General features: G+C 72.2%; 19 protein-coding genes. 11 read left to right on the top strand and 8 right to left on the bottom strand.

Annotated elements, in window-relative coordinates; genetic code table 11:
* Window positions 1-39 precede the first annotated feature (39 nt).
* The 3 genes from sucB to ACFXAE_RS31315 form a co-directional block, all read right to left on the bottom strand.
* Window positions 40-1,848: a 2-oxoglutarate dehydrogenase, E2 component, dihydrolipoamide succinyltransferase gene (gene sucB, locus ACFXAE_RS31305; protein WP_384721372.1), complete on the bottom strand. Its 1,809-nt coding sequence runs from the start codon at window positions 1,846-1,848 to the stop codon at window positions 40-42.
* Between the two features lie 62 nt (window positions 1,849-1,910).
* Complete coding sequence (lpdA, locus tag ACFXAE_RS31310; RefSeq protein WP_384721375.1) at window positions 1,911-3,299, bottom strand: dihydrolipoyl dehydrogenase; 1,389 nt, start codon at window positions 3,297-3,299, stop codon at window positions 1,911-1,913.
* Window positions 3,300-3,677: 378 nt separating this feature from the next.
* Window positions 3,678-5,219, bottom strand: coding sequence for a leucyl aminopeptidase (locus tag ACFXAE_RS31315; RefSeq protein ID WP_384721378.1), 1,542 nt, complete (start codon window positions 5,217-5,219; stop codon window positions 3,678-3,680).
* A gap of 313 nt (window positions 5,220-5,532) precedes the next feature.
* On the opposite strand from ACFXAE_RS31315, the gene ACFXAE_RS31320 reads away from it, so the two are divergent.
* The 3 genes from ACFXAE_RS31320 to ACFXAE_RS31330 all read left to right on the top strand — a co-directional run bounded on the left by ACFXAE_RS31320 (window position 5,533) and on the right by ACFXAE_RS31330 (window position 8,707).
* Complete coding sequence (locus tag ACFXAE_RS31320) at window positions 5,533-6,342, top strand: endo alpha-1,4 polygalactosaminidase (RefSeq protein ID WP_384721381.1); 810 nt, start codon at window positions 5,533-5,535, stop codon at window positions 6,340-6,342.
* Window positions 6,343-6,609: 267 nt separating this feature from the next.
* Window positions 6,610-8,337 carry a cytochrome c oxidase subunit I gene (gene ctaD / locus ACFXAE_RS31325; protein WP_384721384.1) on the top strand — a complete coding sequence of 576 codons (1,728 nt, stop codon included), beginning with the start codon at window positions 6,610-6,612 and terminating at the stop codon, window positions 8,335-8,337.
* A 28-nt stretch (window positions 8,338-8,365) separates the two neighbouring features.
* Complete coding sequence (locus ACFXAE_RS31330) at window positions 8,366-8,707, top strand: hypothetical protein (protein WP_384721467.1); 342 nt, start codon at window positions 8,366-8,368, stop codon at window positions 8,705-8,707.
* A 21-nt stretch (window positions 8,708-8,728) separates the two neighbouring features.
* On the opposite strand, the gene ACFXAE_RS31335 is transcribed toward ACFXAE_RS31330, so the two are convergent.
* Entirely contained in the window at window positions 8,729-9,538 is an 810-nt protein-coding gene (locus ACFXAE_RS31335) for an adenosylcobinamide-GDP ribazoletransferase (RefSeq protein ID WP_384721388.1), read from the bottom strand.
* Between the two features lie 60 nt (window positions 9,539-9,598).
* On the opposite strand from ACFXAE_RS31335, the gene ACFXAE_RS31340 reads away from it, so the two are divergent.
* Window positions 9,599-10,360, top strand: a complete 762-nt coding sequence (locus ACFXAE_RS31340; protein ID WP_384721391.1) for a hypothetical protein — start codon at window positions 9,599-9,601, stop codon at window positions 10,358-10,360.
* A gap of 283 nt (window positions 10,361-10,643) precedes the next feature.
* Here ACFXAE_RS31340 and ACFXAE_RS31345 read toward each other — a convergent pair whose 3' ends face one another.
* Window positions 10,644-10,880 carry a hypothetical protein gene (locus tag ACFXAE_RS31345; RefSeq protein ID WP_384721394.1) on the bottom strand — a complete coding sequence of 79 codons (237 nt, stop codon included), beginning with the start codon at window positions 10,878-10,880 and terminating at the stop codon, window positions 10,644-10,646.
* Window positions 10,881-10,964: 84 nt separating this feature from the next.
* On the opposite strand from ACFXAE_RS31345, the gene ACFXAE_RS31350 reads away from it, so the two are divergent.
* Window positions 10,965-12,164, top strand: a complete 1,200-nt coding sequence (locus ACFXAE_RS31350; protein ID WP_384721397.1) for a bifunctional adenosylcobinamide kinase/adenosylcobinamide-phosphate guanylyltransferase — start codon at window positions 10,965-10,967, stop codon at window positions 12,162-12,164.
* A 15-nt stretch (window positions 12,165-12,179) separates the two neighbouring features.
* Here the strand turns inward: ACFXAE_RS31350 and ACFXAE_RS31355 are convergent, their stop codons facing one another.
* Complete coding sequence (locus ACFXAE_RS31355) at window positions 12,180-13,253, bottom strand: class I SAM-dependent methyltransferase (protein WP_384721400.1); 1,074 nt, start codon at window positions 13,251-13,253, stop codon at window positions 12,180-12,182.
* 220 nt (window positions 13,254-13,473) lie between these two features.
* Here ACFXAE_RS31355 and cobT point away from each other — a divergent pair, with 220 nt between their 5' ends.
* On the top strand, window positions 13,474-14,550 hold the full coding sequence (gene cobT, locus ACFXAE_RS31360) for a nicotinate-nucleotide--dimethylbenzimidazole phosphoribosyltransferase (protein WP_384721403.1): 1,077 nt from the start codon (window positions 13,474-13,476) through the stop codon (window positions 14,548-14,550).
* 533 nt (window positions 14,551-15,083) lie between these two features.
* On the opposite strand, the gene ACFXAE_RS31365 is transcribed toward cobT, so the two are convergent.
* Window positions 15,084-15,752 carry a class I SAM-dependent methyltransferase gene (locus ACFXAE_RS31365; protein WP_384721406.1) on the bottom strand — a complete coding sequence of 223 codons (669 nt, stop codon included), beginning with the start codon at window positions 15,750-15,752 and terminating at the stop codon, window positions 15,084-15,086.
* An 83-nt stretch (window positions 15,753-15,835) separates the two neighbouring features.
* On the bottom strand, window positions 15,836-16,513 hold the full coding sequence (locus ACFXAE_RS31370) for a DUF3043 domain-containing protein (RefSeq protein WP_384721409.1): 678 nt from the start codon (window positions 16,511-16,513) through the stop codon (window positions 15,836-15,838).
* A gap of 228 nt (window positions 16,514-16,741) precedes the next feature.
* Here ACFXAE_RS31370 and ACFXAE_RS31375 point away from each other — a divergent pair, with 228 nt between their 5' ends.
* From ACFXAE_RS31375 to ACFXAE_RS31395, 5 genes are all read left to right on the top strand, one after another.
* Window positions 16,742-17,533 carry a PspA/IM30 family protein gene (locus ACFXAE_RS31375; RefSeq protein WP_384721412.1) on the top strand — a complete coding sequence of 264 codons (792 nt, stop codon included), beginning with the start codon at window positions 16,742-16,744 and terminating at the stop codon, window positions 17,531-17,533.
* 20 nt (window positions 17,534-17,553) lie between these two features.
* Window positions 17,554-17,835 carry a hypothetical protein gene (locus tag ACFXAE_RS31380; protein WP_384721415.1) on the top strand — a complete coding sequence of 94 codons (282 nt, stop codon included), beginning with the start codon at window positions 17,554-17,556 and terminating at the stop codon, window positions 17,833-17,835.
* 114 nt (window positions 17,836-17,949) lie between these two features.
* A complete protein-coding gene (locus tag ACFXAE_RS31385; protein WP_384721418.1) occupies window positions 17,950-19,173 on the top strand; it encodes a sensor histidine kinase in 1,224 nt (407 codons plus the stop codon).
* Window positions 19,174-19,195: 22 nt separating this feature from the next.
* The gene (locus tag ACFXAE_RS31390) at window positions 19,196-19,879 is read left to right on the top strand and encodes a response regulator (RefSeq protein WP_384721421.1); all 684 of its coding nucleotides are present in this window, start codon (window positions 19,196-19,198) and stop codon (window positions 19,877-19,879) included.
* 165 nt (window positions 19,880-20,044) lie between these two features.
* Complete coding sequence (locus ACFXAE_RS31395; protein WP_384721424.1) at window positions 20,045-23,161, top strand: efflux RND transporter permease subunit; 3,117 nt, start codon at window positions 20,045-20,047, stop codon at window positions 23,159-23,161.
* The last annotated feature ends 25 nt before the right edge of the window (window positions 23,162-23,186 follow it).

Here is a 23,186-nt window from a genome sequence, read left to right on the forward strand (position 1 = left end):
GTCTCCGGGCGGGGGCACCGACGTATGCGGCGAAGGCGCTTACAGACCGAGCTCGACCTCGAACTCGCCCGCCTCCAGGATCGCCTTGACCGCCGTCAGGTAACGGGCCGCGTCGGCACCGTCCACCAGGCGGTGGTCGTAGGAGAGGGTCAGGTAGGTCATGTCGCGGACGCCGATGACCGTGCCCTCCTCGGTCTCGATGACGGCCGGACGCTTGACCGTGGCACCGATGCCGAGGATCGCGACCTGGCCCGGGGGCACGATGATCGTGTCGAACAGCGCGCCGCGCGAACCGGTGTTGGAGATGGTGAAGGTCGCGCCGGACAGCTCGTCCGGGGTGATCTTGTTGCCGCGGACCTTGCCCGCCAGCTCCGCCGTGGCCTTGGCGATACCGGCGATGTTGAGGTCACCGGCGTTCTTGATGACCGGGGTCATCAGGCCCTTCTCGGAGTCCACCGCGATACCGATGTTCTCGGTGTCGAAGTAGGTGATGGTCCCCTCGGCCTCGTTGATCTTGGCGTTGATCGGCGCGTGCGCCTTCAGCGCCTGGGCCGCTGCCTTGACGAAGAACGGCATCGGGGAGAGCTTGACGCCCTCACGCGCCGCGAACGCGTCCTTGGCGCGGGCGCGCAGCTTCATCAGGCGGGTGACGTCGACCTCGACCACCGAGGACAGCTGGGCCTGCTCGTGCAGGGCCTTGACCATGTTGTCGCCGATGACCTTGCGGATCCGCGGCATCTTCACGGTCTGACCGCGCAGCGGGGAGGCCTCGAGGACCGGGGCCTTCTTCGCGGCGGGCGCCGCGGCGGCCGGGGCCGGGGCGGCGGTGGCGGCCTTCGCGGCCTCGGCGGCGGCGATGACGTCCTGCTTGCGGATACGGCCGCCGACGCCGGTGCCCTTGACGGTGGACAGGTCGACGCCGTTCTCGGCGGCGAGCTTGCGCACCAGCGGGGTCACGTAGGCGCCCTCGTCCGTGGCCTGGGCGGCGGCAGGGGCGGCCGGAGCGGCAGCCGGGGCCGGGGCGGGCGCCGGAGCGGCCGGAGCCGCGGGCGCCTGCGGGGCAGGGGCCGGGGCCGCGGGGGCAGCCGGAGCAGGAGCCGGAGCCGGAGCCGCAGGGGCAGCCGGAGCCGGAGCCGGAGCGGCCTGCTGCGGAGCCGGAGCGGGTGCGGGCTGCGCCGGGGCCTCGGGGGCGGCCGGGGCGGGGGCGGCGGCCGGAGCGGCACCCGCCTCGCCGATGACGGCGAGCTTGGCGCCGACCTCGGCGGTCTCGTCCTCGCCGACCACGATCTCCAGCAGCGTGCCGGACGCGGGAGCGGGGATCTCGGTGTCGACCTTGTCCGTCGACACCTCCAGCAGCGGCTCGTCGGCCTCGACGGTGTCACCGACCGACTTCAGCCAGCGGGTGACGGTGCCCTCGGTGACGGACTCGCCGAGCGCGGGCAGGACCACGTCCGTGCCCTGGGCGGAGCCGCCGCCGGCCGTGGCCTCGGCGGTGGGCGCCGGGGCCGGGGCGGCCTGCTCGGTGGAGGGCTGGGCCTGCGGCTGAGGGGCGGGAGCCGGCGGGGCGGCCTGCTCGGCGGCCGGGGCCTGCTCGGCGGCCGGGGCGCCGCTGCCGTCGTCGATCAGCGCCAGCTCGGCGCCGACCTCGACCGTCTCGTCCTCGGCGACCTTGATGGAGGACAGCACGCCGGAGGCGGGTGCGGGGATCTCGGTGTCGACCTTGTCGGTGGAGACCTCGAGCAACGGCTCGTCGGCCTCGACGCGCTCACCCTCGGCCTTCAGCCACCGGGTGACAGTGCCCTCGGTGACGCTCTCGCCGAGCGCCGGAAGGGTTACGGAAACCGCCATGGTTTCGGTTGCTCCTTTAAAAGTGCGGAAGTCTGTGTCGTCGCGCCCGATGACCGAGAGCGTCAGTCGTGGGAGTGGAGGGGCTTCCCGGCCAGCGCCAGGTGGGCCTCGCCCATCGCCTCGTTCTGCGTCGGGTGGGCGTGGATGAGCTGGGCCACCTCGGCCGGCAGCGCCTCCCAGTTGTAGATCAGCTGGGCCTCGCCGACCTGCTCGCCCATACGGTCGCCGACCATGTGGACGCCGACCACCGCACCGTCCTTGACCTGGACGAGCTTGATCTCGCCCGCGGTCTTGAGGATCTTGCTCTTTCCGTTGCCCGCCAGGTTGTACTTCAGAGCGACGACCTTGTCCGCGCCGTAGATCTCCTTGGCCTTGGCCTCGGTGATGCCGACGGAGGCGACCTCCGGGTGGCAGTACGTCACCCGCGGCACACCGTCGTAGTCGATCGGGACGGTCTTCAGACCGGCCAGGCGCTCCGCCACCAGGATGCCCTCGGCGAAGCCGACGTGCGCGAGCTGGAGCGTCGGGACCAGGTCACCGACGGCGGAGATCGTCGGGACGTTGGTGCGCATGTACTCGTCGACCAGGACGTAGCCGCGGTCCATGGCGACCCCGGCCTCCTCGTAGCCCAGGCCCTGCGAGACCGGGCCGCGGCCGATGGCGACGAGCAGGACCTCGGCCTCGAACTCCTTGCCGTCGGCCAGGGTGACCTTGACGCCGTCCTGGGTGTACTCGGCCTTCTGGAAGAAGGTGCCCAGGTTGAACTTGATGCCCCGCTTGCGGAAGGCGCGCTCCAGCAGCTTGGAGCTGTTCTCGTCCTCGACCGGGACGAGGTGCTTGAGGCCCTCGACGATCGTGACGTCGGTGCCGAAGGACTTCCACGCGGAGGCGAACTCGACGCCGATGACGCCGCCGCCCAGGACGATCGCGGACTTCGGCACGCGGTCCAGCTTGAGGGCGTGGTCGGAGGAGATGATCCGGTCGCCGTCGATGTCCAGGCCCGGCAGCGACTTCGGCACGGAGCCGGTCGCCAGCAGGACGTGGCGGCCCTGGACGCGCTGACCGTTCACATCCACGGAGGTGGGGGAGGACAGCCGGCCCTCACCCTCGATGTAGGTCACCTTGCGCGAGGCGATCAGACCCTGGAGGCCCTTGTACAGGCCCGCGATCACGTCGTCCTTGTACTTGTGGACGGCCGCCATGTCGATGCCCTCGAAGGTGGCCTTCACACCGAACTGCTCGCTCTCGCGGGCCTGGTCGGCGATCTCGCCCGCGTGCAGCAGGGCCTTCGTGGGGATGCAGCCGTTGTGCAGGCAGGTACCGCCGACCTTGCCCTTCTCGATCAGGGCGACGTCCAGGCCCAGCTGCGCCCCGCGCAGGGCCGCGGCGTAACCACCGCTGCCACCGCCGAGGATCACTAGGTCGAAAACGGTGCTGGCGTCGTTCGCCACGTCACGTCCTCCATGCATGTGCGCCACGCCGGTCTCCAGTGACCGGTCGGCGGCTGGTGTCCGGCCGCTCTATGTTCTCGGCCCTTGGGTGGGGCCCTGTCCTGCCGAGTCCCATCTTCGCACCTGTAGGAGCCGAACGAGACGCCGGGCCGTGGTGTGAGACACCCCACGTCCCGGTCCAACGGCCGCCGGTACAGCCCTCCGGGGCCGCGGCGCACGGTCTGATCTGCGGCTCCGCCGCGTGGGCGCGACCGGTTCCGCAGCACGTGCCGGGAGGGTCGGCGGCAGCCGACCAGAAGGGGCGCGGGGAACCGCGCGACGAGCCACACCGGACCCGCGGTCGCGCACCGCCCCGCACCCCTGAGCCATCGGGCGACCTCAGCCGAGATCCCCCGCGGCCGCCAGCTCGGCGACCCGCACCAGCGTGCGCACGGCCGACCCCGTCCCGCCCTTCGGCGTGTACCCGAACGGCCCGCCCTCGTTGAACGCCGGCCCGGCGATGTCCAGGTGCGCCCAGGTGATCCCCTCACCCACGAACTCGCGCAGGAACAGCCCGGCGACCAGCCCGCCGCCCATCCGCTCACCCATGTTGGCGATGTCGGCGGTCGCCGAGTCCATCCCCTTGCGCAGGTGCTCCGGCAGCGGCATCGGCCACGCCGGCTCGCCGACCTCCTCCGCCGCCCCGTGCACCGCGGAGCGGAACGCGTCGTCGTTCGCCATGATCCCGAACGTACGGCTGCCCAGCGCCAGCATCATCGCGCCGGTCAGCGTCGCGACGTCCACGATCGCGTCCGGCTTCTCCTGGGAGGCCGCCCACAGCGCGTCGGCCAGGACCAGCCGGCCCTCGGCGTCGGTGTTGAGCACCTCCACGGTCTTGCCGCTGTACATGCGCAGCACGTCACCCGGGCGCGTCGCCGAGCCGGACGGCATGTTCTCGGCCAGCGCCAGCCAGCCGGTGATGTTGACCTCCAGGCCGAGGCGCGCGGCGGCGACGACCGCGGCGAACACGGCGGCGGCACCGCTCATGTCGCACTTCATCGTCTCGTTGTGTCCGGCCGGCTTCAGCGAGATGCCGCCCGAGTCGTAGGTGATGCCCTTGCCGACCAGCGCGAGGTGCTTCTTCGCCTTGGACGAGGTGTACGACAGCTTCACCAGCCGCGGGCCCGACGCCGAACCGGCGCCGACGCCCAGGATGCCGCCGTAACCGCCCTTGGCCAGGGCCTTCTCGTCGAGCACCTGCACCTTGACGCCGTGCTCCTTGGCCGCGGCCTGGGCGACGGCCGCGAACGCCTCGGGGTCGAGGTCGTTCGGCGGGGTGTTGACCAGGTCGCGGGCGCGGTTGAGCTCCTCGGCGACGGCGACGGCGCGCTCGACCGCGGCCTTGTACGCCTTGTCGCGGGGCTTGCCGCCGAGCAGCACGCCCTCGGCGAGCGGCGCCTTGCCGTTCTTGCCGTTCTTGGCGGACTTGCCGTTGTCCTTGTAGGCGTCGAAGGAGTACGCGCCGAGCAGCACGCCCTCGGCGACCGCGCCGGCGTCGGCGGCGTCCGTCAGGGGCAGGGCGAACGCGGCCTTCTTGACGCCGGTGAGGGCGCGGGCGGCCACACCGGCCGCCTTGCGCAGCGCCTCGGTGTCGTAGCCGGCGCCCTTCCCGGGCCGGTCGCCGAGGCCCACCGCCACCACGAGCGGTGCCTTGAAGCCGGCGGGCGCGGGGAGCTTCGTCACCTCGCCCTCGGCACCGGACGCGCCGAGGGTTTCCAGGACGCCGGCGAGCTTGCCGTCGTACGCCCGGTCCACGGCCTCGGCGCCCGGTGCGACGACGGGACCCCCGGCCTTCGACGCGGAGCCCTTGGCGACACCGATCACGATCGCGTCGGCCCGCAGACCGGGGACCGCGGCGGTGCTGAGAGTGAGAGCAGTCACGGTGGTGAAATCTCGCTTCCGATGTGAAGTTGCTGTGGCCGAAAGGTGTGGGTCGACCGGGCCCGGCAGCCGACCCTAGTTGCGATGTGCGGGCGCGGTCCCGTCGGGGTCGTCCCCGGTGCGGCGAACACTCGGGACGAGCCTACGCGCGTGTGTGCGTTCGCTCATTCCCGCGGGTGTTCACCTCGTGGTGACGCCGCTGCCGTGTTCCGGGCCCCGCCGCCGCGCCCGGAGGCGGGGACGATCATCCTTGAGGTTCCTGTGTGCCGTCCGCGGTGCCGACCGCACCGCCGCCCGTTCTGGAGACCGCCCGGTGAGACGACCTTTCCTTCTTGTCCCCCTGCTCGCCCTGCTGCTGGCGGCCTGTACGGCCGCGCCCGGACCCGGCGCCGACGACGCGGAGGCCGCGAAGACGCCGGCCGGCGACCGCTGGCGGCCCCGGCCCGGCACCGACTGGCAGTGGCAGCTCAGCGGACGGCTCGACACCTCCGTCGACGTCCCGGTCTACGACATCGACGGCTTCGACCACTCGAAGGAGACGGTCGCGGAGCTGCACCGCGACGGCCGCAAGGTCATCTGCTACCTCTCCACCGGCGCCTGGGAGGACTTCCGCCCGGACGCGGACGACTTCCCGAAGTCGGTGATCGGCCGCGGCAACGGCTGGGAGGGCGAGCGCTGGCTCGACATCCGCCGTACCGACGTACTGGAGCCGCTGATGGCCGAGCGTCTCGACATGTGCCGGGAGAAGGGCTTCGACGCGGTGGAGCCGGACAACATGGACGGCTACCGCAACCGCACCGGGTTCCCGCTCACCGCTGACGACCAGCTCCGCTACAACCGGCTCGTCGCCCGGCTCGCCCACGAGCGCGGCATGGCCGTCGGCCTGAAGAACGACCTGGACCAGATCCCCGAGCTGGTCGACGACTTCGACTTCGCGGTCAACGAACAGTGCGCCCAGTACGGCGAGTGCGCGGAGCTGACACCGTTCGTCGAGGCGGACAAGGCCGTCTTCCACGTCGAGTACGAGCTGGCCACCGACCGCTTCTGCGCCGACTCCCGGCGGCTGGGGCTGAGTTCCCTGCTCAAGAAGTACGAACTGGACGCATGGCGTCGGGCCTGCTGAGACCCGGCCCGGGCCCCGCCACCCGGTCGTCCGTCGACGCCCTCCGCGTCCTGCCGGTCCGGCGGCTCGGGCCGGCGGCGCGGACCACGGGGCCACAGGGGGACGGGGAGACCGTTCCGGCCCGGTGACACGACGGTGCGGGAGAACCGGCGTCACCCGATTGCCGAGTGGAAAGTGCGCCACGGCGTCCTGTTCCGGGCGCAGCCGGGAAACGTCCCGTCATGCTGCCTTCGGAACTCTTCCCGAGCCCATAGGAGGACTTGGACAGTGGCGGACAAGAGCACAGTGGGCTCATTCGACGAGGAGACCTACGAGGACGAGCTGCCGGTCAGGCGCCACAGGCGCGGCAACGTGGTCGTCAAGTGGCTGACGACCACGGATCACAAGACGATCGGCACGCTGTACCTGACGACGTCGTTCGGTTTCTTCGTGCTGGGCGGGATCCTGGCGCTGGTGATGCGCGCCGAGCTGGCCCGGCCGGGCCTGCAGGTCGTCTCGAACGAGCAGTACAACCAGGCGTTCACGATGCACGGCGCGATCATGCTGCTGATGTTCGCGACGCCGCTGTTCGCCGGTTTCGCCAACTGGATCATGCCGTTGCAGATCGGCGCGCCCGACGTGGCGTTCCCGCGGCTGAACATGTTCGCCTACTGGCTGTACCTGTTCGGCTCGCTGATCGCGGTCTCCGGTTTCCTCACCCCCAACGGGGCGGCGGACTTCGGCTGGTTCGCCTACACGCCGCTGTCGACCAAGGCCTATTCGTCGAACATCGGCGGCGACCTGTGGATCATGGGTCTGGCGTTCTCCGGCTTCGGCACCATCCTCGGCGCGGTCAACTTCATCACCACGATCATCTGCATGCGCGCGCCGGGCATGACGATGTTCCGCATGCCGATCTTCACCTGGAACGTGCTGCTGACCGGTGTGCTGGTCCTGCTCGCCTTCCCCGTCCTCGCGGCGGCGCTGTTCGCCCTGGAGGCGGACCGCCAGTTCGGCGCGCACATCTTCAACGCGGCCAACGGCGGGCCGATCCTGTGGCAGCACCTGTTCTGGTTCTTCGGCCATCCCGAGGTGTACATCATCGCGCTGCCGTTCTTCGGCATCGTCTCCGAGGTCATCCCGGTCTTCTCCCGCAAGCCGATCTTCGGCTACATGGGCCTGGTCGGCGCGACGATCGCGATCACGGGTCTGTCGGTGACCGTGTGGGCGCACCACATGTTCGCGACCGGTGCCGTCCTGCTGCCCTTCTTCTCCTTCATGTCCTTCCTGATCGCGGTGCCGACCGGGGTGAAGTTCTTCAACTGGATCGGCACCATGTGGAAGGGAAGTCTCTCCTTCGAGACGCCGATGCTGTGGGCGCTGGGTTTCCTCGTCACCTTCCTCTTCGGTGGTCTGACCGGCGTCCTGCTGGCCTCGCCGCCGCTGGACTTCCACGTCACGGACTCGTACTTCGTGGTGGCGCACTTCCACTACGTGGTCTTCGGCACGGTCGTCTTCGCGATGTTCGCCGGCTTCCACTTCTGGTGGCCGAAGTTCACCGGCAAGCTGCTCGACGAGCGGCTCGGCAAGATCACCTTCTGGACGCTGTTCGTCGGCTTCCACGGCACCTTCCTCCTCCAGCACTGGCTGGGTGCCGAGGGCATGCCGCGCCGGTACGCGGACTACCTGGCCGCGGACGGCTTCACCGCGCTGAACACGGTCTCGACGATCGCCTCGTTCCTGCTCGGCCTGTCGATGCTGCCCTTCTTCTACAACGTCTGGAAGACGGCCAAGTACGGCGAGCCGGTCGGCGTCGACGACCCGTGGGGCTACGGCCGTTCGCTGGAGTGGGCGACCTCCTGCCCGCCCCCGCGGCACAACTTCACCACCCTGCCGAAGGTCCGCAGCGAATCGCCCGCGTTCGACCTGCACCACCCGGACATCGCCGCACTGGACGACCTCGAGAACCATCCTGCGGCCTCCGTGACCGTGGCTCCCGGCGACAAACAGCGATGAGAGCACGGTCCGGAACGTGGAGGAGCGTGTGAACCCCCGTCAGGACAGCGCCCTCGGTCTGAACCGGCTCGAGGGCCACCTCCTGTGGGCCGCCGAGGTCGAGGAGGCCCGGCGGCGGGCCGACCGGTTCGCCGGGGAACTGCCGTGGCTGACGACCGCGCAGCGCGAAGAGGTGGAACGGGTGTACCGGGCCGACCGGATCGCCGCCTCCCGGGCCACGCTGGTGCGGATCTGCGACCGGGCGGCCGAACTGCGCACCGAGTACGAGGCCCGCTACCGGCGGCTGAGGGCACGCTGCGTCGCCCTGACGGCCGTGGCGGTGGCGAGCGGCGCGGGCACCGCGATCGCCACGATCCTCACCAGGCGATGACGACCCGGTTCCGGGGTGGTCTCAGCCCAGTGAGGACACGACGAGCGCGGTCGTCGCCGCCGTCTCCGCGAGGCCGCCGAACACATCGCCCGTGACCCCGCCGAAACGGCGGACACAGTGCCGCAGCAGCAGCTCGGCCACGGCGACGGCCAGCACCACCGCGAGCACGGCACGCAGGACGTCGTACGCCCCCAGGAACGCGGCCCCGGCCGCCGCGAGCCCGGTGACCGCGAGCGCGGCGACCGCCGCGCCGGCCACCGGCACCACCCCCGCGACCGCCGCGCCCAGCCCCTCCGGCCGGGCGGGCGGCACACCGGTGCGGGCGGCCAGGGTGAGCACCAGCCGCGCCACGACCGCCGAGACGACGGCGGCGAACGCACCCCGCGCCCAGTCCTGGCCGTACGCCTGTGCCAGTGCGGCCACCTGGGCCAGCAGGACCAGGACGAGCGTGAGCACACCGAACGGGCCGATGTCCGACTGCTTCATGATCCGCAGCGCGTCCGCGGCGGGCCCGGCGCTGCCGAGCCCGTCCGCGGTGTCGGCGAGCCCGTCGAGGTGCAGTCCCCGGGTCAGGGCGGCCGGTACGGTGACGGTGGCGACGGCGGCGAGCAGCGCGCCCGCGCCGAGGAGCAGCAGGAGGAGCCCCGCTGCGGCGGCCAGGACGCCGACCGCCAACCCGGCCGCCGGGGCGCACAGCATGCCCGTGCGCGCGGCCGGCCGGTCCCAGCGGGTGACCCGGACCGGGAGCGCGGTGAGGGTGCCGAAGGCGAAGCGGAGGCCGTCGACGGGGGAGGCGGGGGCCTGGGGGGACTCGGAGGAGGGTGCGGGCACCGGCGCAGATTACCCGGCGGTCACCGCGGTGTCCGCGGCCGCCGTGGATAAAGTGCCCATATGGGACATTGGCTGGATCGGAACATCATCGAGCCGGGCAAGCTGCCGCTGCTCCTCGCGCTCGCCGCCTTCGTCCTCACCTTCGTGATCACCCGGACCATCACCCGTCTGATCCGGGCCGGGAAGGGGCCCTTCGGCAACGTCACGGCGGGCGAACTGCACATCCACCACGTCGTGCCCGGTGTCGTCCTCACGGTCGTCGGCGGCTTCGGCTCGGTGGCGAGCGGCGGGGAAGGGCTGGGCTTCGCCTTCGCCGCGGTGCTGTTCGGTATCGGCGCGGGGCTGGTCCTGGACGAGTTCGCGCTCATCCTGCACCTCGACGACGTGTACTGGACCGAGGCCGGCCGCAAGAGTGTCGAGGCGGTCGTGCTCACCGCCGCGCTGGTCGGCCTGCTGCTGGCGGGGTTCGCGCCGTTCGGTGTCAACGACCTGTCCCAGGAGGAGCTCCAGAACCGCGCGGGGGCCGCCGCGAGCGTGGGGGTGAACTTCCTGTTCGCGCTGATCGCCCTGAGCAAGGGCAAGGCGCGTGTCGCCGTCTTCGGCGTGATCGTTCCGGTCGTCGCCGTGATCGGCTCACTGCGGCTGGCCCGGCCGGGGTCGCTGTGGGCCCGGCGTTTCTACCGTCGCCGTCCCCGTGCCCGGGCCCGCGCGATCCTGCGCGCCTACCACCACGACCGCCGCTGGTCGGGTCCCCGCCGGGCCTTCGAGAACTGGCTCGGCGGCACACCGGACCCGGCGCCGCGTCCCCTGGAACGGGGCTGACCTCACGGACCCACAGGACCGGGTGCCGTTCCTGCGTGGCCGAGAGGTCCTTCGCCCTCGCCGCCCCTTCTCGTTCCCGGGGGCTGCGCCCCCGGACCCTCTTCGCGCCCACGCGGCGGAGCCGCATGTCGACACAGCCCCGCGCCCCTGAAGGGGCGCGGGGAACCGCGCGAGCAACCACCCACCCGCCCGCGCGTCCGGGGGCAAAGGGGCGGCGCCCCTTGAGGACGGGACGGGAAGGGGCGGCGGGGGCGAGGAAACCTTCGGACCCGCGCCCTGGGGCCTACGCCTCTTCCGCCTCGGCTTCCGCTTCCGCTTCCGCGTGGAGACTCATCGGGCCGTAGATCTCCGTGGTGTCCTCCAGGAGCCGTACCTGGTCGGCGCCGCCCTCCGCGAGGGCCTTCCAGTGCTCCCCGATCCAGGACTCGGCGTCCCCCTGTGTGGGGAACTCCTCCGGCGGCACCGCGGGCTCGACCTGCGTCCCGTCGGTCTTCTCGAACCGCCACGTCCATGCCGCCATGTACGCCTCCCAAGAGTGTGATCACACAGAACCCAAAGCCTAGTCGGACGGGCAGTCACCATGGGGGCAGGTGAGAATCGGGGCGTGGAACTGACTCTGCTCGGCACCGGTGCCCCGGCGGGACTGCCCCGCCCCGACTGTCCCTGCGCCGCGTGCGCGTCCGCGCTCGGTGCGGGCGCGCGGGCGGCCACCTCGCTGCTCGTGGACGGGGTACTGCTGCTCGACCTCACGCCGGGCACCGCGTTCGCGGCCGCCCGCGCGGGCCGTTCGCTGGGCGGCGTGCGCCAGGTGCTGCTGTCGCACCCGCACGACGGCCCCGCTCTCGAGGTGCCGGCCGGACTGCCGCAGCCGGGACGGGTGCCGGACGGACGGGAGTTGGCGCTGCTGACGGGGCATCGGGTGCGGGCGGTGGCGCTGGACGCGCCCGGCACCGGGTACGCGGTGACCGGCCCGGACGGGCAGCGGCTGCTGTACCTGCCGCCGGGCGGGGCGCCGGCCGGTCTCGAGGAGCCGGCCGAGTCGTACGCCATGGTGCTGCTGGACGTCGTGGGGCGGCCGGACGCGCTGGCGAGGCTGCGGGAGGTGGGGGCGGTGGGTCCGGCCACGGATGTCGTCGCCGTCCATCTGGACCACGACGTGCCGCCGGGCGCGGAGGCGCGGCGCCGGCTCGCGGCGGCCGGGGCGCGCGCCGTGCCGGACGGGACCGTGCTGGAGGTGGGCGCCTACGAGGACGTGCCCGACGTACCGCGGCGGACGCTGGTGCTGGGCGGGGCGCGCTCCGGCAAGTCGGTGGAGGCCGAGCGGCGGCTGGAGTCGTTCCCTGAGGTGCTGTACGTGGCGACCGGCGGGTCACGCAACGGGGACACGGAGTGGGCGGCACGGGTGTCGCTGCATCAGGAGCGGCGGCCGGGGTCGTGGCGGACCGTCGAGACGTGCGATCTGGTGCCGCTGCTGAAGGACGACGGGCCGCCGCTGCTGATCGACTGTCTGTCGCTGTGGCTGACGGACGCGATGGACGCCGTGGGGGCGTGGGACGACGCGGAGTGGGCGGACGGCGGGGAACGGGCGCTGCGGGACCGGCTGCGGGAGCTGACGGACGCGGTGCGCGGGACACGGCGGACGCTGGTCGCCGTGTCCAACGAGGTGGGCTCGGGCATCGTGCCCGCGACCGCGTCCGGCCGCCGGTACCGGGACGAACTCGGTCGGCTGAACGCGGCGTTCGCGCAGGAGTGCGAGCAGGTGCTGCTGGTGGTGGCGGGACAGGCGGTGGTCCTGCGGGGGTGACCCGGGCCCGGCGGGTCAGCGTTCCGGCTCTGTCCTCGGCCTCGTTTCCGGCTTGCGCGCGATGATCCGGTAGGCGTTGGCGAACGGGGTGTGGCGCGCCACGGGCGCGAGGGCCAGGTCCGCCACCGCCGCCACGACCACCAGCGGGGTGCCCGCGCGGAGCAGCACCGTGCGCAGGTGCCGCTGGAACGGGGTCGGCGGGACGGCACGCCAGGGGGTGTCCGGGGCGGGCAGCGCGTGGGAGAGGGCGAGGGCGGTCAGGCCGGCCAGGTCGTGCGGTACGTGCGTGGCGCGGTGCCCGCCGGTGACGAGGGCGCAGCCGCGTTTCCCGAGCTCCGCGCGGAGGTTGCGCGGGGGCAGCAGGTGCAGTCGGCGGGGCTGGTCGTAGGGCAGCCACCAGCGGCCGAACAGGGCGGCGAAGGCGCAGCGCGGGTCCAGGGTCTCGATGAGCAGGTGGCCACCGGGGCGCAGCGCGTCGAGGGCCGCGTGGAGTTCCGCGCGGGGGTCGGTGGTGTGTTCCAGGTGGTGCAGCAGGCTGACGACGTCGTAGCGGCCGGCCAGCCGGGCCATGACCCGCGGGTCGGTCAGCGGCCCGATGTGGGCCTCCTCGACGCGGCCGAGGTCGCGGGCTCTCTCGACGCGCGCGGTGAGGTCGGTGCCGTCGAAGGCCGTGTACGGGAAGAACTCGCGCGCGGTCAGCGGGAAGCGGCCGAGTCCGGTGCCGACGTCCAGCCAGCTCTCCGGCTCGCCGAAGGGGAGCATCGCGCGGGCCGCGCCCCGGCGGCGGTGCCGGACGGTGTGCAGGGCGAGGACGCGTTCGGTGGCGGGGTCGCGGGGGGCGCCGCGCACGGCCCGCCGGTAGAAGGCGAGGCCCTCGGCGGTGAGGCGGGGGTTCTGGAAGGTGTGGCCGCAGTCCCGGCACTCGTCGACGGTGAACAGGCCCGGCCGGTGCCGGCGCAGATCGCCCGTTCTCAGCCGGTTGCGCAGCCGCGCGGAGCCGCACCAGGGGCAGTCCGCGCGGCGCGGCTCGTGCACCCGGGCGGAGCCGTGGGAGGCGGGGATCGCGCGGGCGGGGTCGGTTGCGGACATGGGCGGCTCCCGGCGTGAGGGCGTACGGCGCTCGGGTGGCGCGACGTACGGGACGGGTGGGACGGATGGACGGATGTCCGGCGATCCATGGCAAAACGTTACGGATGGGAGGGCGTCACGGGGTGGACCGGCGCCGGGGTGGCGTGGTGGGGGTGAGGTGCCGTACGCGAGGCCGACCGGTGCGCCGTCGTGTTCGATCGGGGCCGGTACTGTTCGGCGAATGAGCTCGCTTAATCTCGACGACTTCACCGATCTGATCGAGCGTCCGGACGGCGGGGTGCGCCGTGACGCGGAGGCGCGCCGGGAGCGCCAGATCGTGCCGCCCGGATCGCTGGGCCGCCTGGACGACCTGGGTGAGTGGCTGGCGGCGGCGCAGTCCGCGGTGCCGGTGCGGCCGATCGAACGGCCGCGGGTCGTACTGTTCGCCGGCGATCACGGGATCGCCGGGCTGGGTGTCTCCGGGCGGGAGGCGGGCAGCGCCGTGGAGCTGGTGCGGGACGTCCTGGAGGGCGGCCGTCCGGTGTCCGTGCTCGCCCGGCGGCAGGGGGTGCCGGTGCGGGTGGTCGACATGTCCCTGGACTGCGATCCGGAATCGCTGCCCGAGGACGTCGTACGGCACCGGGTGCGGCGGGGCAGCGGGCGCATCGACATCGAGGACGCGCTGACCCCTCAGGAGGCGGAGGCGGCGTTCCGCGCGGGCATGGCCGTGGCCGACGAGGAGGCCGACTCCGGTACGGATCTGGTGGTGCTCGGCGATGTGAGCGTGGGCGGGACCACGGCGGCGGGCGTGCTGGTGGCCGCGTTGTGCGGGACCGACGCGTCGGTGGTGACCGGGCGCGGAGGGCTGGCGATCGACGACCTGGCGTGGATGCGCAAGTGTGCGGCGATCCGGGACGCGTTGCGGCGGGCGCGGCCGGTGCTGGGTGATCAGCTGCGGTTGCTGGGGACGGTCGGCGGGGCGGATCTCACCGCGATGACGGGGTTCCTGCTGCAGGCGGCGGTGCGGAAGCTGCCGGTCGTGCTGGACGGGGTGGTGACGGCGGCGTGTGCGCTGGTGGCGCAGCGGGTGGCGTTCCGGGCACCGGACTGGTGGGTGGCGGCGCACGACAGCGGTGAGCCGGGGCAGGCGAAGGCGCTGGACCGGATGGCGCTGGATCCTGTGCTGTCGCACGGTGTCACGGTCGGGGAGGGCGCGGGCGGTCTGCTGGCGCTGCCCCTGGTCCAGGCGGCGGCGGCGCTGGCGGCGGAACTCCCGGAGACTCCGGCGAAGCCGACGGTTCCGGCGGAGCCGGAGTGACGGAGGCGGGCGCCTGTGGGTTTTCTCGTCCCCGCCGTCCCTCCGCGTCCCCAAGGGGCGCTGCCCCTTCGCTCCCGGACGTACGGGTGGTGGGTCGATTGCTCGCGCGGTTCCCCGCGTCCCTCCAGGGGTGCGGGGCTGTGCCGACACGCGGCTCCGCGGCATGGGTGCGAACGGGGTCTGGTACGCAGGTGGGCAAGGGTGAGCCGTGCCTGACGGAAACAGCTCGACTTGCGCCGACGCGTGCGGCGTTCACACCTTCGTGCGTGGACGAGCCGGGAGACGTGCTCGACCGGCTCATGAGGGACGTCGAGCGCGGCTCGACACGGGATCGAGCGAGGCTCCTCGAATGATGCGTGGTGCGTAGAGAACACCACCGCGACGGCCAGAAGCTCCGTCTTGTCACCCACCCCCGTTGACCTGCCGCTTCACTCTGCGGAGACAGGATGGAAACGGCTCGGTGTCCTGCGCCGGAGCCGTCTTGGCCCGCTCCGGCTTCTCCAGGAGTTCCGCCGTCGTCCGGGGCCGGGCTCTCAGCCCCGGACCCCGCACAGGTGCAGCAGCGAGGCGACCCCCCGGTAGGGGTCCGTGCGGCCGGCCCGGTCCTCGACCGCCAGCAGCGTGTCCAGGTCGGCCGGCAGACACGCGTCGTCCGCCACGGTCTCCGTGAAGACCCGCACCCCGTACCAGGTGTGCAACGGCGCCCCGATCCCCGCGAGCGTCGACGTCAGCCTCTTCAGCCCGTACGCCGTCGTGCAGAAGCCCGCCAGCGCCCCGGCCCAGTCACCGGACAGGCCGGACCGCATCGCCGGCGCGTCCCCGTTGCGCACCAGCAGGGACAGCAGGCCCTCGGGCGCGAGCATCCGTGCCACCCCCGCCAGCAGCGCGTCCGGATCCTCGACGTCCATGAGCACGCCATGACACAACACGACGTCGAAGCTGCCCGGCAGGAAATGCACACCGGTGTCCCCGGCGTGGCCCTCGACGATCCGCATCCGCTCCCGGATGCCCTCCGGCTCCCCGGCGAACGCCTCCCGCGCGGCGGCGATCATCGTCACGTCCTGCTCGACGCCGGTCACCTGATGGCCGGCCCGGGCCAGCCGCAGCGCCTGCGTCCCCCGGCCCATGCCCACGTCGAGCACCCGCAGCCGCCGCCCGACCGGGAAGCGCCCGACTATCTGCTCCTCCAGCTGGCGGGCCACCAGCTCCTCCCGGACGACATCGCGCAGACCGCCGGGCCCGCTCGACGGGCCCGGAGCGACACCGTCCGCGAACGGCGTGGCGCTCAGGGCCGCTCCCCGCGCTTGACCTGGGGCTTGGGCAGCCGCAGCCGGCGCATCTGGAGCGAACGCATCAGCGCGTAGGCCACCGCGCCGCGCCGGTTGTCGTCGGGGAAGCGCTCCGCCAGCCGCTTCTTCAGCCGGAACCCGGTCACGATCGAGTCGAGGACGATCATCACGATCACCACGAGCCACAGCAGCAGCGCGACGTTCTGCAGCTGCGGCACCTGGACCATGCTCAGCACCAGGATGATCACGGCCATCGGCAGGAAGTACTCCGCGATGTTGAACCGCGAGTCCACGAAGTCGCGCGCGAACCGGCGCACCGGCCCCTTGTCACGGGCGGGCAGATAGCGCTCGTCGCCGCTGGCCAGCGCCTGGCGCTGACGCTCCAGCGCGGCACGGCGCTCCTCACGCTGCCGCTTGGCGGCGTCCTTGCGCGTCATCGACGTATTGGCGACGCTGCGGCGCTGGCTCTGGGCCTGGCTGCGCTTGGGCGTGGGGCGGCCCTTCGGGGCCTCCGGGTGACGGGTCTGCTGGGAGTCGGTCATCGTCGCCTTGTCGGCGGCGGATGCCTTCTCTTCCTTGGCGCGGCTACGGAACACAAAACCCAAGGGTACGGGGTGCCCGGGGTTGGACCCCAGCCCCCTGGGGAACGATCCGGCAACACCGGACGTCTCCAAAAGGACAGAGGGGACGTTGTGCGGGTCTCCGGGTGGTCCGGCCGGCCGACCCCGGGGGCCACCTACTCCCTACGCCGGATCGGGAGGGTACTCAGTCGTCCTTGGGGATGAGCGCATCCGTCCCCGAACAGTGCGGTAATGGATGCAGGGCCCGTACTGTGGGTTCTGTCGCAGGTGCTGAAGCCGGAGTCCGTCAGAAGGGGGCGCGCGAAGCCCATGAGCGGTGTCATGAAGCGTATGGGGATGATCTTCCGCGCGAAGGCGAACAAGGCCCTGGACAGGGCCGAGGACCCGCGCGAGACCCTCGATTACTCGTACCAGAAGCAGCTGGAGCTGCTCCAGAAGGTCCGCCGCGGTGTCGCCGACGTGGCCACCTCGCGCAAGCGGCTGGAGCTCCAGCTCAATCAGCTCCAGTCCCAGTCGGGCAAGCTGGAGGACCAGGGCCGCAAGGCGCTCGCGCTCGGCCGCGAGGACCTGGCCCGTGAGGCGCTCTCCCGCCGCGCCGCGCTCCAGCAGCAGGTGACGGACCTGGAGACACAGCACGCCACGCTGCAGGGCGAGGAGGAGAAGCTCACCCTCGCGGCCCAGCGCCTCCAGGCCAAGGTGGACGCCTTCCGCACCAAGAAGGAGACCATCAAGGCCACGTACACCGCCGCCCAGGCGCAGACCCGGATCGGCGAGGCCTTCTCCGGCATCTCCGAGGAGATGGGCGACGTCGGGATGGCGATCCAGCGGGCCGAGGACAAGACCGCCCAGCTCCAGGCGCGGGCCGGCGCGATCGACGAACTGCTCGCCTCCGGCGCCCTCGACGACCAGTCCGGTATGCACAAGGACGACATCCAGGCCGAGCTGGACCGGCTCTCCGGTGGTACGGATGTAGAGCTGGAGCTGCAGCGCATGAAGGCCGAGCTGGCCGGAGGTCCGTCCGCCGGACAGCAGGCCATCGAGGGCGGCGACGGTCAGCAGCAGGACCGGCAGCAGTCCCAGCCGCAGGACACCCCGCGCTTCGACAAGCAGTAGCCCACGCCGAGGAGGGCGACATGATCGTACGGATCATGGGGGAGGGGCAGGTGACGCTGGCCGAGAGCCGGCTCGCCGAGCTGGACAAGCTGGACGAGGAACTGCTCGCGGAGATGGAGAGCGGCGACGGGCCGGGCTTCCGCGCCACCCTGAAGGCGCTGCTGGCCAAGGTACGCGAACTCGGCGAGCCCCTGCCGGACGACTCCCTGGAGCCCTCCGACCTGATCCTCCCGTCCCCCGACGCGACGCTCGAGGAGGTCCAGGACCTCCTGAGCGACGACGGGCTGATCCCGGGTACGTGAGTCAGCCCGTGCGGGAGTACCCCCTCCGGGGGAGTCCGAGGACGAGGCCCGTTCGGAGCCGAAGGGGGTCCGGGGCACACGCCGGAAGACGAACCCCGGTTACCGTAAACACCCGTGAGCACCCTGACCCGCGCCCGGTGCCGGGCACAGGCACACCCCTTCGCGCTGGACGCGGCCCTGGCGGCAGGCGTCCTCGCGTGCATGGTGGCGGGCTCCTTCGTCGAGCCGCACGGCCCCGAGGGCGTCACCTGGGGACTGCGCACACCCGACCCGCTCAGCCTGGTCCTCATGGCCCTCGGCGCCGTCGCGCTGGCCTTCCGCCGTCGCGCACCCCGTACGGTGCTCGCCCTCGCCGGCGGCCTCTCCGTCGTGGAGTCCGTCACCGGTGACCCCCGCGCCCCCGTCGCCATGTGTGCCGTGATCGCGCTCTACACCGTCGCCTCCACCACCGACCGTCCCACCACCTGGCGCATCGGCCTGCTCACCATGACCGTCCTCACCGGCGCCGCGACGGTGGCCGGCCCCCTGCCCTGGTACGCCCAGGAGAACCTGGCGATCTTCGCCTGGACCGGCATCGGCGCCACCGCCGGGGACGCCGTCCGCAGCCGCCGCGCCTTCGTCCAGGCCATCCGGGAGCGCGCCGAACGGGCCGAGCGCACCCGCGAGGAGGAGGCCCGCCGCCGTGTCGCCGAGGAACGCCTGCGCATCGCCCGCGACCTGCACGACGTGGTCGCCCATCACATCGCCCTGGTCAACGTCCAGGCCGGGGTCGCCGCCCACGTCATGGACAAGCGGCCCGACCAGGCCAAGGAGGCCCTCGCCCATGTCCGCGAGGCCAGCCGCTCCGCGCTCGGCGAGCTGCGGGCCACCGTCGGTCTGCTGCGCCAGTCCGGCGACCCGGAGGCCCCCACCGAACCCGCGCCCGGCCTCGACCGCCTCGACGAACTCACCGGCACCTTCCGCAGCGCCGGACTGCGCGTCGAGGTCGCCCGCGGCGACGAGGGCGCCGACCTCCCCGCCGCCGTCGACCTGGCCGCGTACCGGATCATCCAGGAGGCCCTGACCAACGTGCAGAAGCACGCCGGCACCGACGCGCGGGCCGAGGTCAGCGTCGTACGCGTCGGACCCCACATCGAGATCACCGTCCTCGACGACGGCACCGGCGAGGACCGGGACCACACCCCCGGCGGCGGGCACGGACTGCTCGGCATGCGCGAACGTGTCACCGCGCTGCGCGGCACCCTCACCACCGGCCCCCGCTACGGCGGCGGGTTCCGCGTCCATGCGATCCTGCCCGTCGAGACCCGCACGACCGCCGCTCAGGACAGCAGCCCGTGACCACCGTCCCGCTGGAGCCCGTATGACGATCCGTGTCCTGCTCGCCGACGACCAGGCACTGCTGCGCAGCGCCTTCCGGGTGCTCGTCGACTCCGAGCCGGACATGGAGGTGGTGGGCGAGGCGTCCGACGGCGCGGAGGCGGTCCGGCTGGCCCGGGAGCAGCGCGCCGACGTCGTCCTCATGGACATCCGGATGCCCGGCACCGACGGACTCGCCGCCACCCGCATGATCAGCGCGGACCCGGAGCTCGCGGGGGTCCGGGTGGTGATCCTGACGACCTTCGAGGTCGACGACTACGTGGTGCAGTCGCTGCGGGCCGGCGCCTCCGGCTTCCTCGGCAAGGGCTCCGAGCCCGACGAGATGCTGAACGCCATCCGGATCGCCGCCGGGGGAGAGGCCCTGCTGTCCCCGGTGGCCACCAAGGGCCTGATCGCCCGCTTCCTCGCCCAGGAGGGCCCGTCCGGGGCCGACCACGACCCGGCCCGCGCCGAGCGGCTGGAGACGCTCACCGTGCGCGAGCGCGAGGTGCTGGTCCAGGTCGCCGGCGGCCACTCCAACGACGAGATCGCCGAACGCCTGGAGGTCAGCCCCCTCACGGTGAAGACCCATGTCAACCGGGCCATGGCCAAGCTGGGCGCCCGCGACCGGGCCCAGCTGGTGGTCACCGCCTACGAGTCGGGGCTGGTCCGTCCGAGGGTGGAGTGAACCCCGCGAGGCGTACTGCGGCGGGAGTATGCGCCGGATAAGGATATTGGACCTCGGGGCTACGGATCGGCCCCTGTGGATGCCCCAGGGTGTAGAGCGGGTGCTCACTTGCGCGCGCGCCCGCTCTTCGGACTTCTGCCGCTCCACGGAAAAGAGACCCTGACCATGTCCTGGCTGTCCAGATTCAGCCTCGCGCAACGGGCGCTGATCGGACTGATGTCGATCATCGCGCTCGTCTTCGGGGCGATCGCGATACCCCAGCTCAAGCAGCAGTTGCTGCCGACCATCGAACTGCCCATGGTGTCCGTGATCGCGTCGTACCAGGGCGCGTCCCCGGACGTGGTGGAGAAGCAGGTCGTCGAACCCATCGAGGACAGCCTGGAGGCCGTCGACGCCATCTCCGGCGTCACCTCGACGGCGAGCGAGGGCAACGCCGTGATCATGGCGTCCTTCGACTACGGCAACGACACCCAGCAGCTCGTCGCCGACGTCCAGCAGGCCGTCAACCGGGCCGGCGCCTTCCTCCCGGACGACGTCGACCCGCAGGTCGTCGCCGGCTCCACGGACGACATCCCGACCGTGGTGCTCGCCGTCACCTCCGGCAAGGACCAGCAGGCGCTCGCCGACCAGCTCGACCGGACCGTGGTGCCCGCGCTGGAGGACATCGACGGCGTCGGCCAGGTCACCGTGGACGGCGTACGCGACGTCCAGGTCACCGTCACCCCCGACACCGCGAAGCTGGCGAAGGCCGGCCTCACCGCCCAGTCGCTGTCGGCGGCCCTCCAGGCCGGCGGGGCGACCGTCCCGGCCGGCTCCTTCGACGAGGACGGCGCCAACCGCACCGTCCAGGTCGGCGGCGGCTTCACCTCACTGCGGCAGATCGAGGACCTGAAGGTCACCGGCGAGCCCGGCAAGGGGAAGCCGGTCCGCCTCGGTGACGTCGCCACGGTGAAGGAGGAGGAGGCCAGGGCCGACTCCCTCACCCGGACCAACGGCAGGCCGAGCCTCGCCGTGATGGCGACCATGGACCACGACGGCAGCGCGGTCGCCATCTCGGAGGCCGTCGAGGAGAAGCTCCCGGACCTGCGCCAGGACCTCGGCGACGGGGCCGCTCTCACCGTCGTCAGCGACCAGGGCCCCGCGGTCTCCAAGGCCATCGACGGCCTGACCACCGAGGGCGCGCTCGGTCTGCTCTTCGCCGTCCTGGTGATCCTGGTCTTCCTGGCGTCGGTCCGCTCGACCCTCGTCACGGCGGTCTCCATCCCGCTGTCCGTGGTCCTCGCCCTGATCGTGCTGTGGACCCGCGACCTGTCGCTGAACATGCTGACGCTGGGCGCGCTGACCATCGCCATCGGCCGGGTCGTGGACGACTCGATCGTGGTCCTGGAGAACATCAAGCGGCACCTCGGCTACGGCGAGGAGCGCCAGTCGGCGATCATGAACGCGGTGCGTGAGGTGGCGGGCGCGGTGACGTCCTCGACGCTCACCACGGTCGCCGTGTTCCTGCCGATCGGGCTGGTCGGCGGCATGGTGGGCGAGCTGTTCGGCTCCTTCAGCCTCACCGTCACGGCGGCGCTGCTGGCGTCCCTGCTGGTGTCGCTGACGGTCGTGCCCGTCCTGTCGTACTGGTTCCTGCGGCCCCCGAAGGGCACCCCCGAGGACGCCGAGGAGGCGCGCCGGATCGCGGAGGAGAAGGAGGCGAGGAGCCGCCTCCAGCGCCTCTACGTCCCCGTGCTGCGCTTCGCCACCCGGCGCAGGCTCACCAGCGTGGCGATCGCGGTCGTCGTGCTGATCGCCACCTTCGCCATGGCGCCGCTGCTGAAGACGAACTTCTTCGACGCGGGCGAGCAGCAGGTTCTCACCGTCCGGCAGGAGCTGGAGCCCGGCACCAGCCTGGCCGCCACCGACGACCGGACCAAGAAGGTCGAGAAGCTGCTCGGTGACACCGAGGGCGTCAAGGACTACCAGGTCACGGTCGGCTCGTCCGGCTTCATGGCGGCCTTCGGCGGCGGTACGGACACCAACCAGGCGACGTACCAGGTGATGCTGGAGGACGACGCGTCCTCCGAGGACGTGCAGGACAGCGTCGAGAAGGGCCTGGCGAAGCTCGACGGCATCGGCACCACCACCATCGCGGCCGGTGACGGTTTCGGCAGCCAGGACCTGAGCGTCGTCGTCAAGGCGGCCGACGCGCAGGCGCTGCGCAAGGCGGCGGACCAGGTCCGGGACGCGGTGGCCTCCCTGGACGACGTCACGGACGTCACCAGCGACCTCGCGCAGAGCGTGCCCCGCGTCTCGGTGAAGGCCAACGACAAGGCCGCCGGGGCGGGCTTCGACGACCGGACCCTCGGTGCGGCCGTCTCCCTGGCGGTGAAGGGCACCCCGGCCGCCAAGGCGGTCCTCGACGACACCGAGCGTGACGTCGTCATCCGTGCGGCGAAGCCGGCCACCACCGTGGCCGAGCTGAAGAACCTGCGCCTGGGTGCGGTGAAGCTGAGCGACGTCGCCACCGTGGAGGTGGTGGACGGTCCCGTCTCCATGACCCGGATCGACGGTCAGCGCGCGGCGACCATCACCGCGAAGCCGACCGGTGACAACACCGGCGCCGTGGGCACGGACCTCCAGCAGAAGATCGACGCACTGACGCTGCCCGCGGGCACGACGGCGGAGATCGGCGGTGTGACCGAGGACCAGGACGAGGCGTTCGTCAACCTGGCCCTGGCGATGCTGGCCGCGATCGCGATCGTCTTCATGCTGCTGGTCGGCACCTTCCGGTCGCTCGCCCAGCCGCTGATCCTGCTGGTGTCCGTCCCGTTCGCGGCGACCGGCGCCATCGGCCTGCTGCTGGTCACGGGCACCCCGATGGGCGTCCCGGCGATGATCGGCATGCTGATGCTGATCGGCATCGTGGTCACCAACGCGATCGTGCTGATCGACCTGATCAACCAGTACCGCAAGCAGGGGTACGGCGTCGTCGAGGCCGTGCTGGAGGGCGGCCGCCACCGTCTGCGGCCGATCCTGATGACGGCCCTGGCGACCATCTTCGCCCTGCTCCCGATGGCCCTGGGCGTCACCGGCGAGGGCGGCTTCATCGCCCAGCCGCTGGCCGTGGTGGTGATCGGCGGCCTGATCACGTCGACCCTGCTCACCCTGCTCCTCGTCCCGACGCTCTACGCGATGCTGGAGCTCCGCAAGGAGCGGCGCGCGAAGAAGAAGGCGCTGAAGAAGGGGGAGGTCTCCTCCCGGGCGGCTTCCGACGAACCGGAGACCGCGACGGTCTGAGAACCCGGAAACGGATCAGGCCCCG

It is taken from the genome of Streptomyces sp. NPDC059454, assembly GCF_042749965.1.
Lineage (GTDB): Bacteria > Actinomycetota > Actinomycetes > Streptomycetales > Streptomycetaceae > Streptomyces.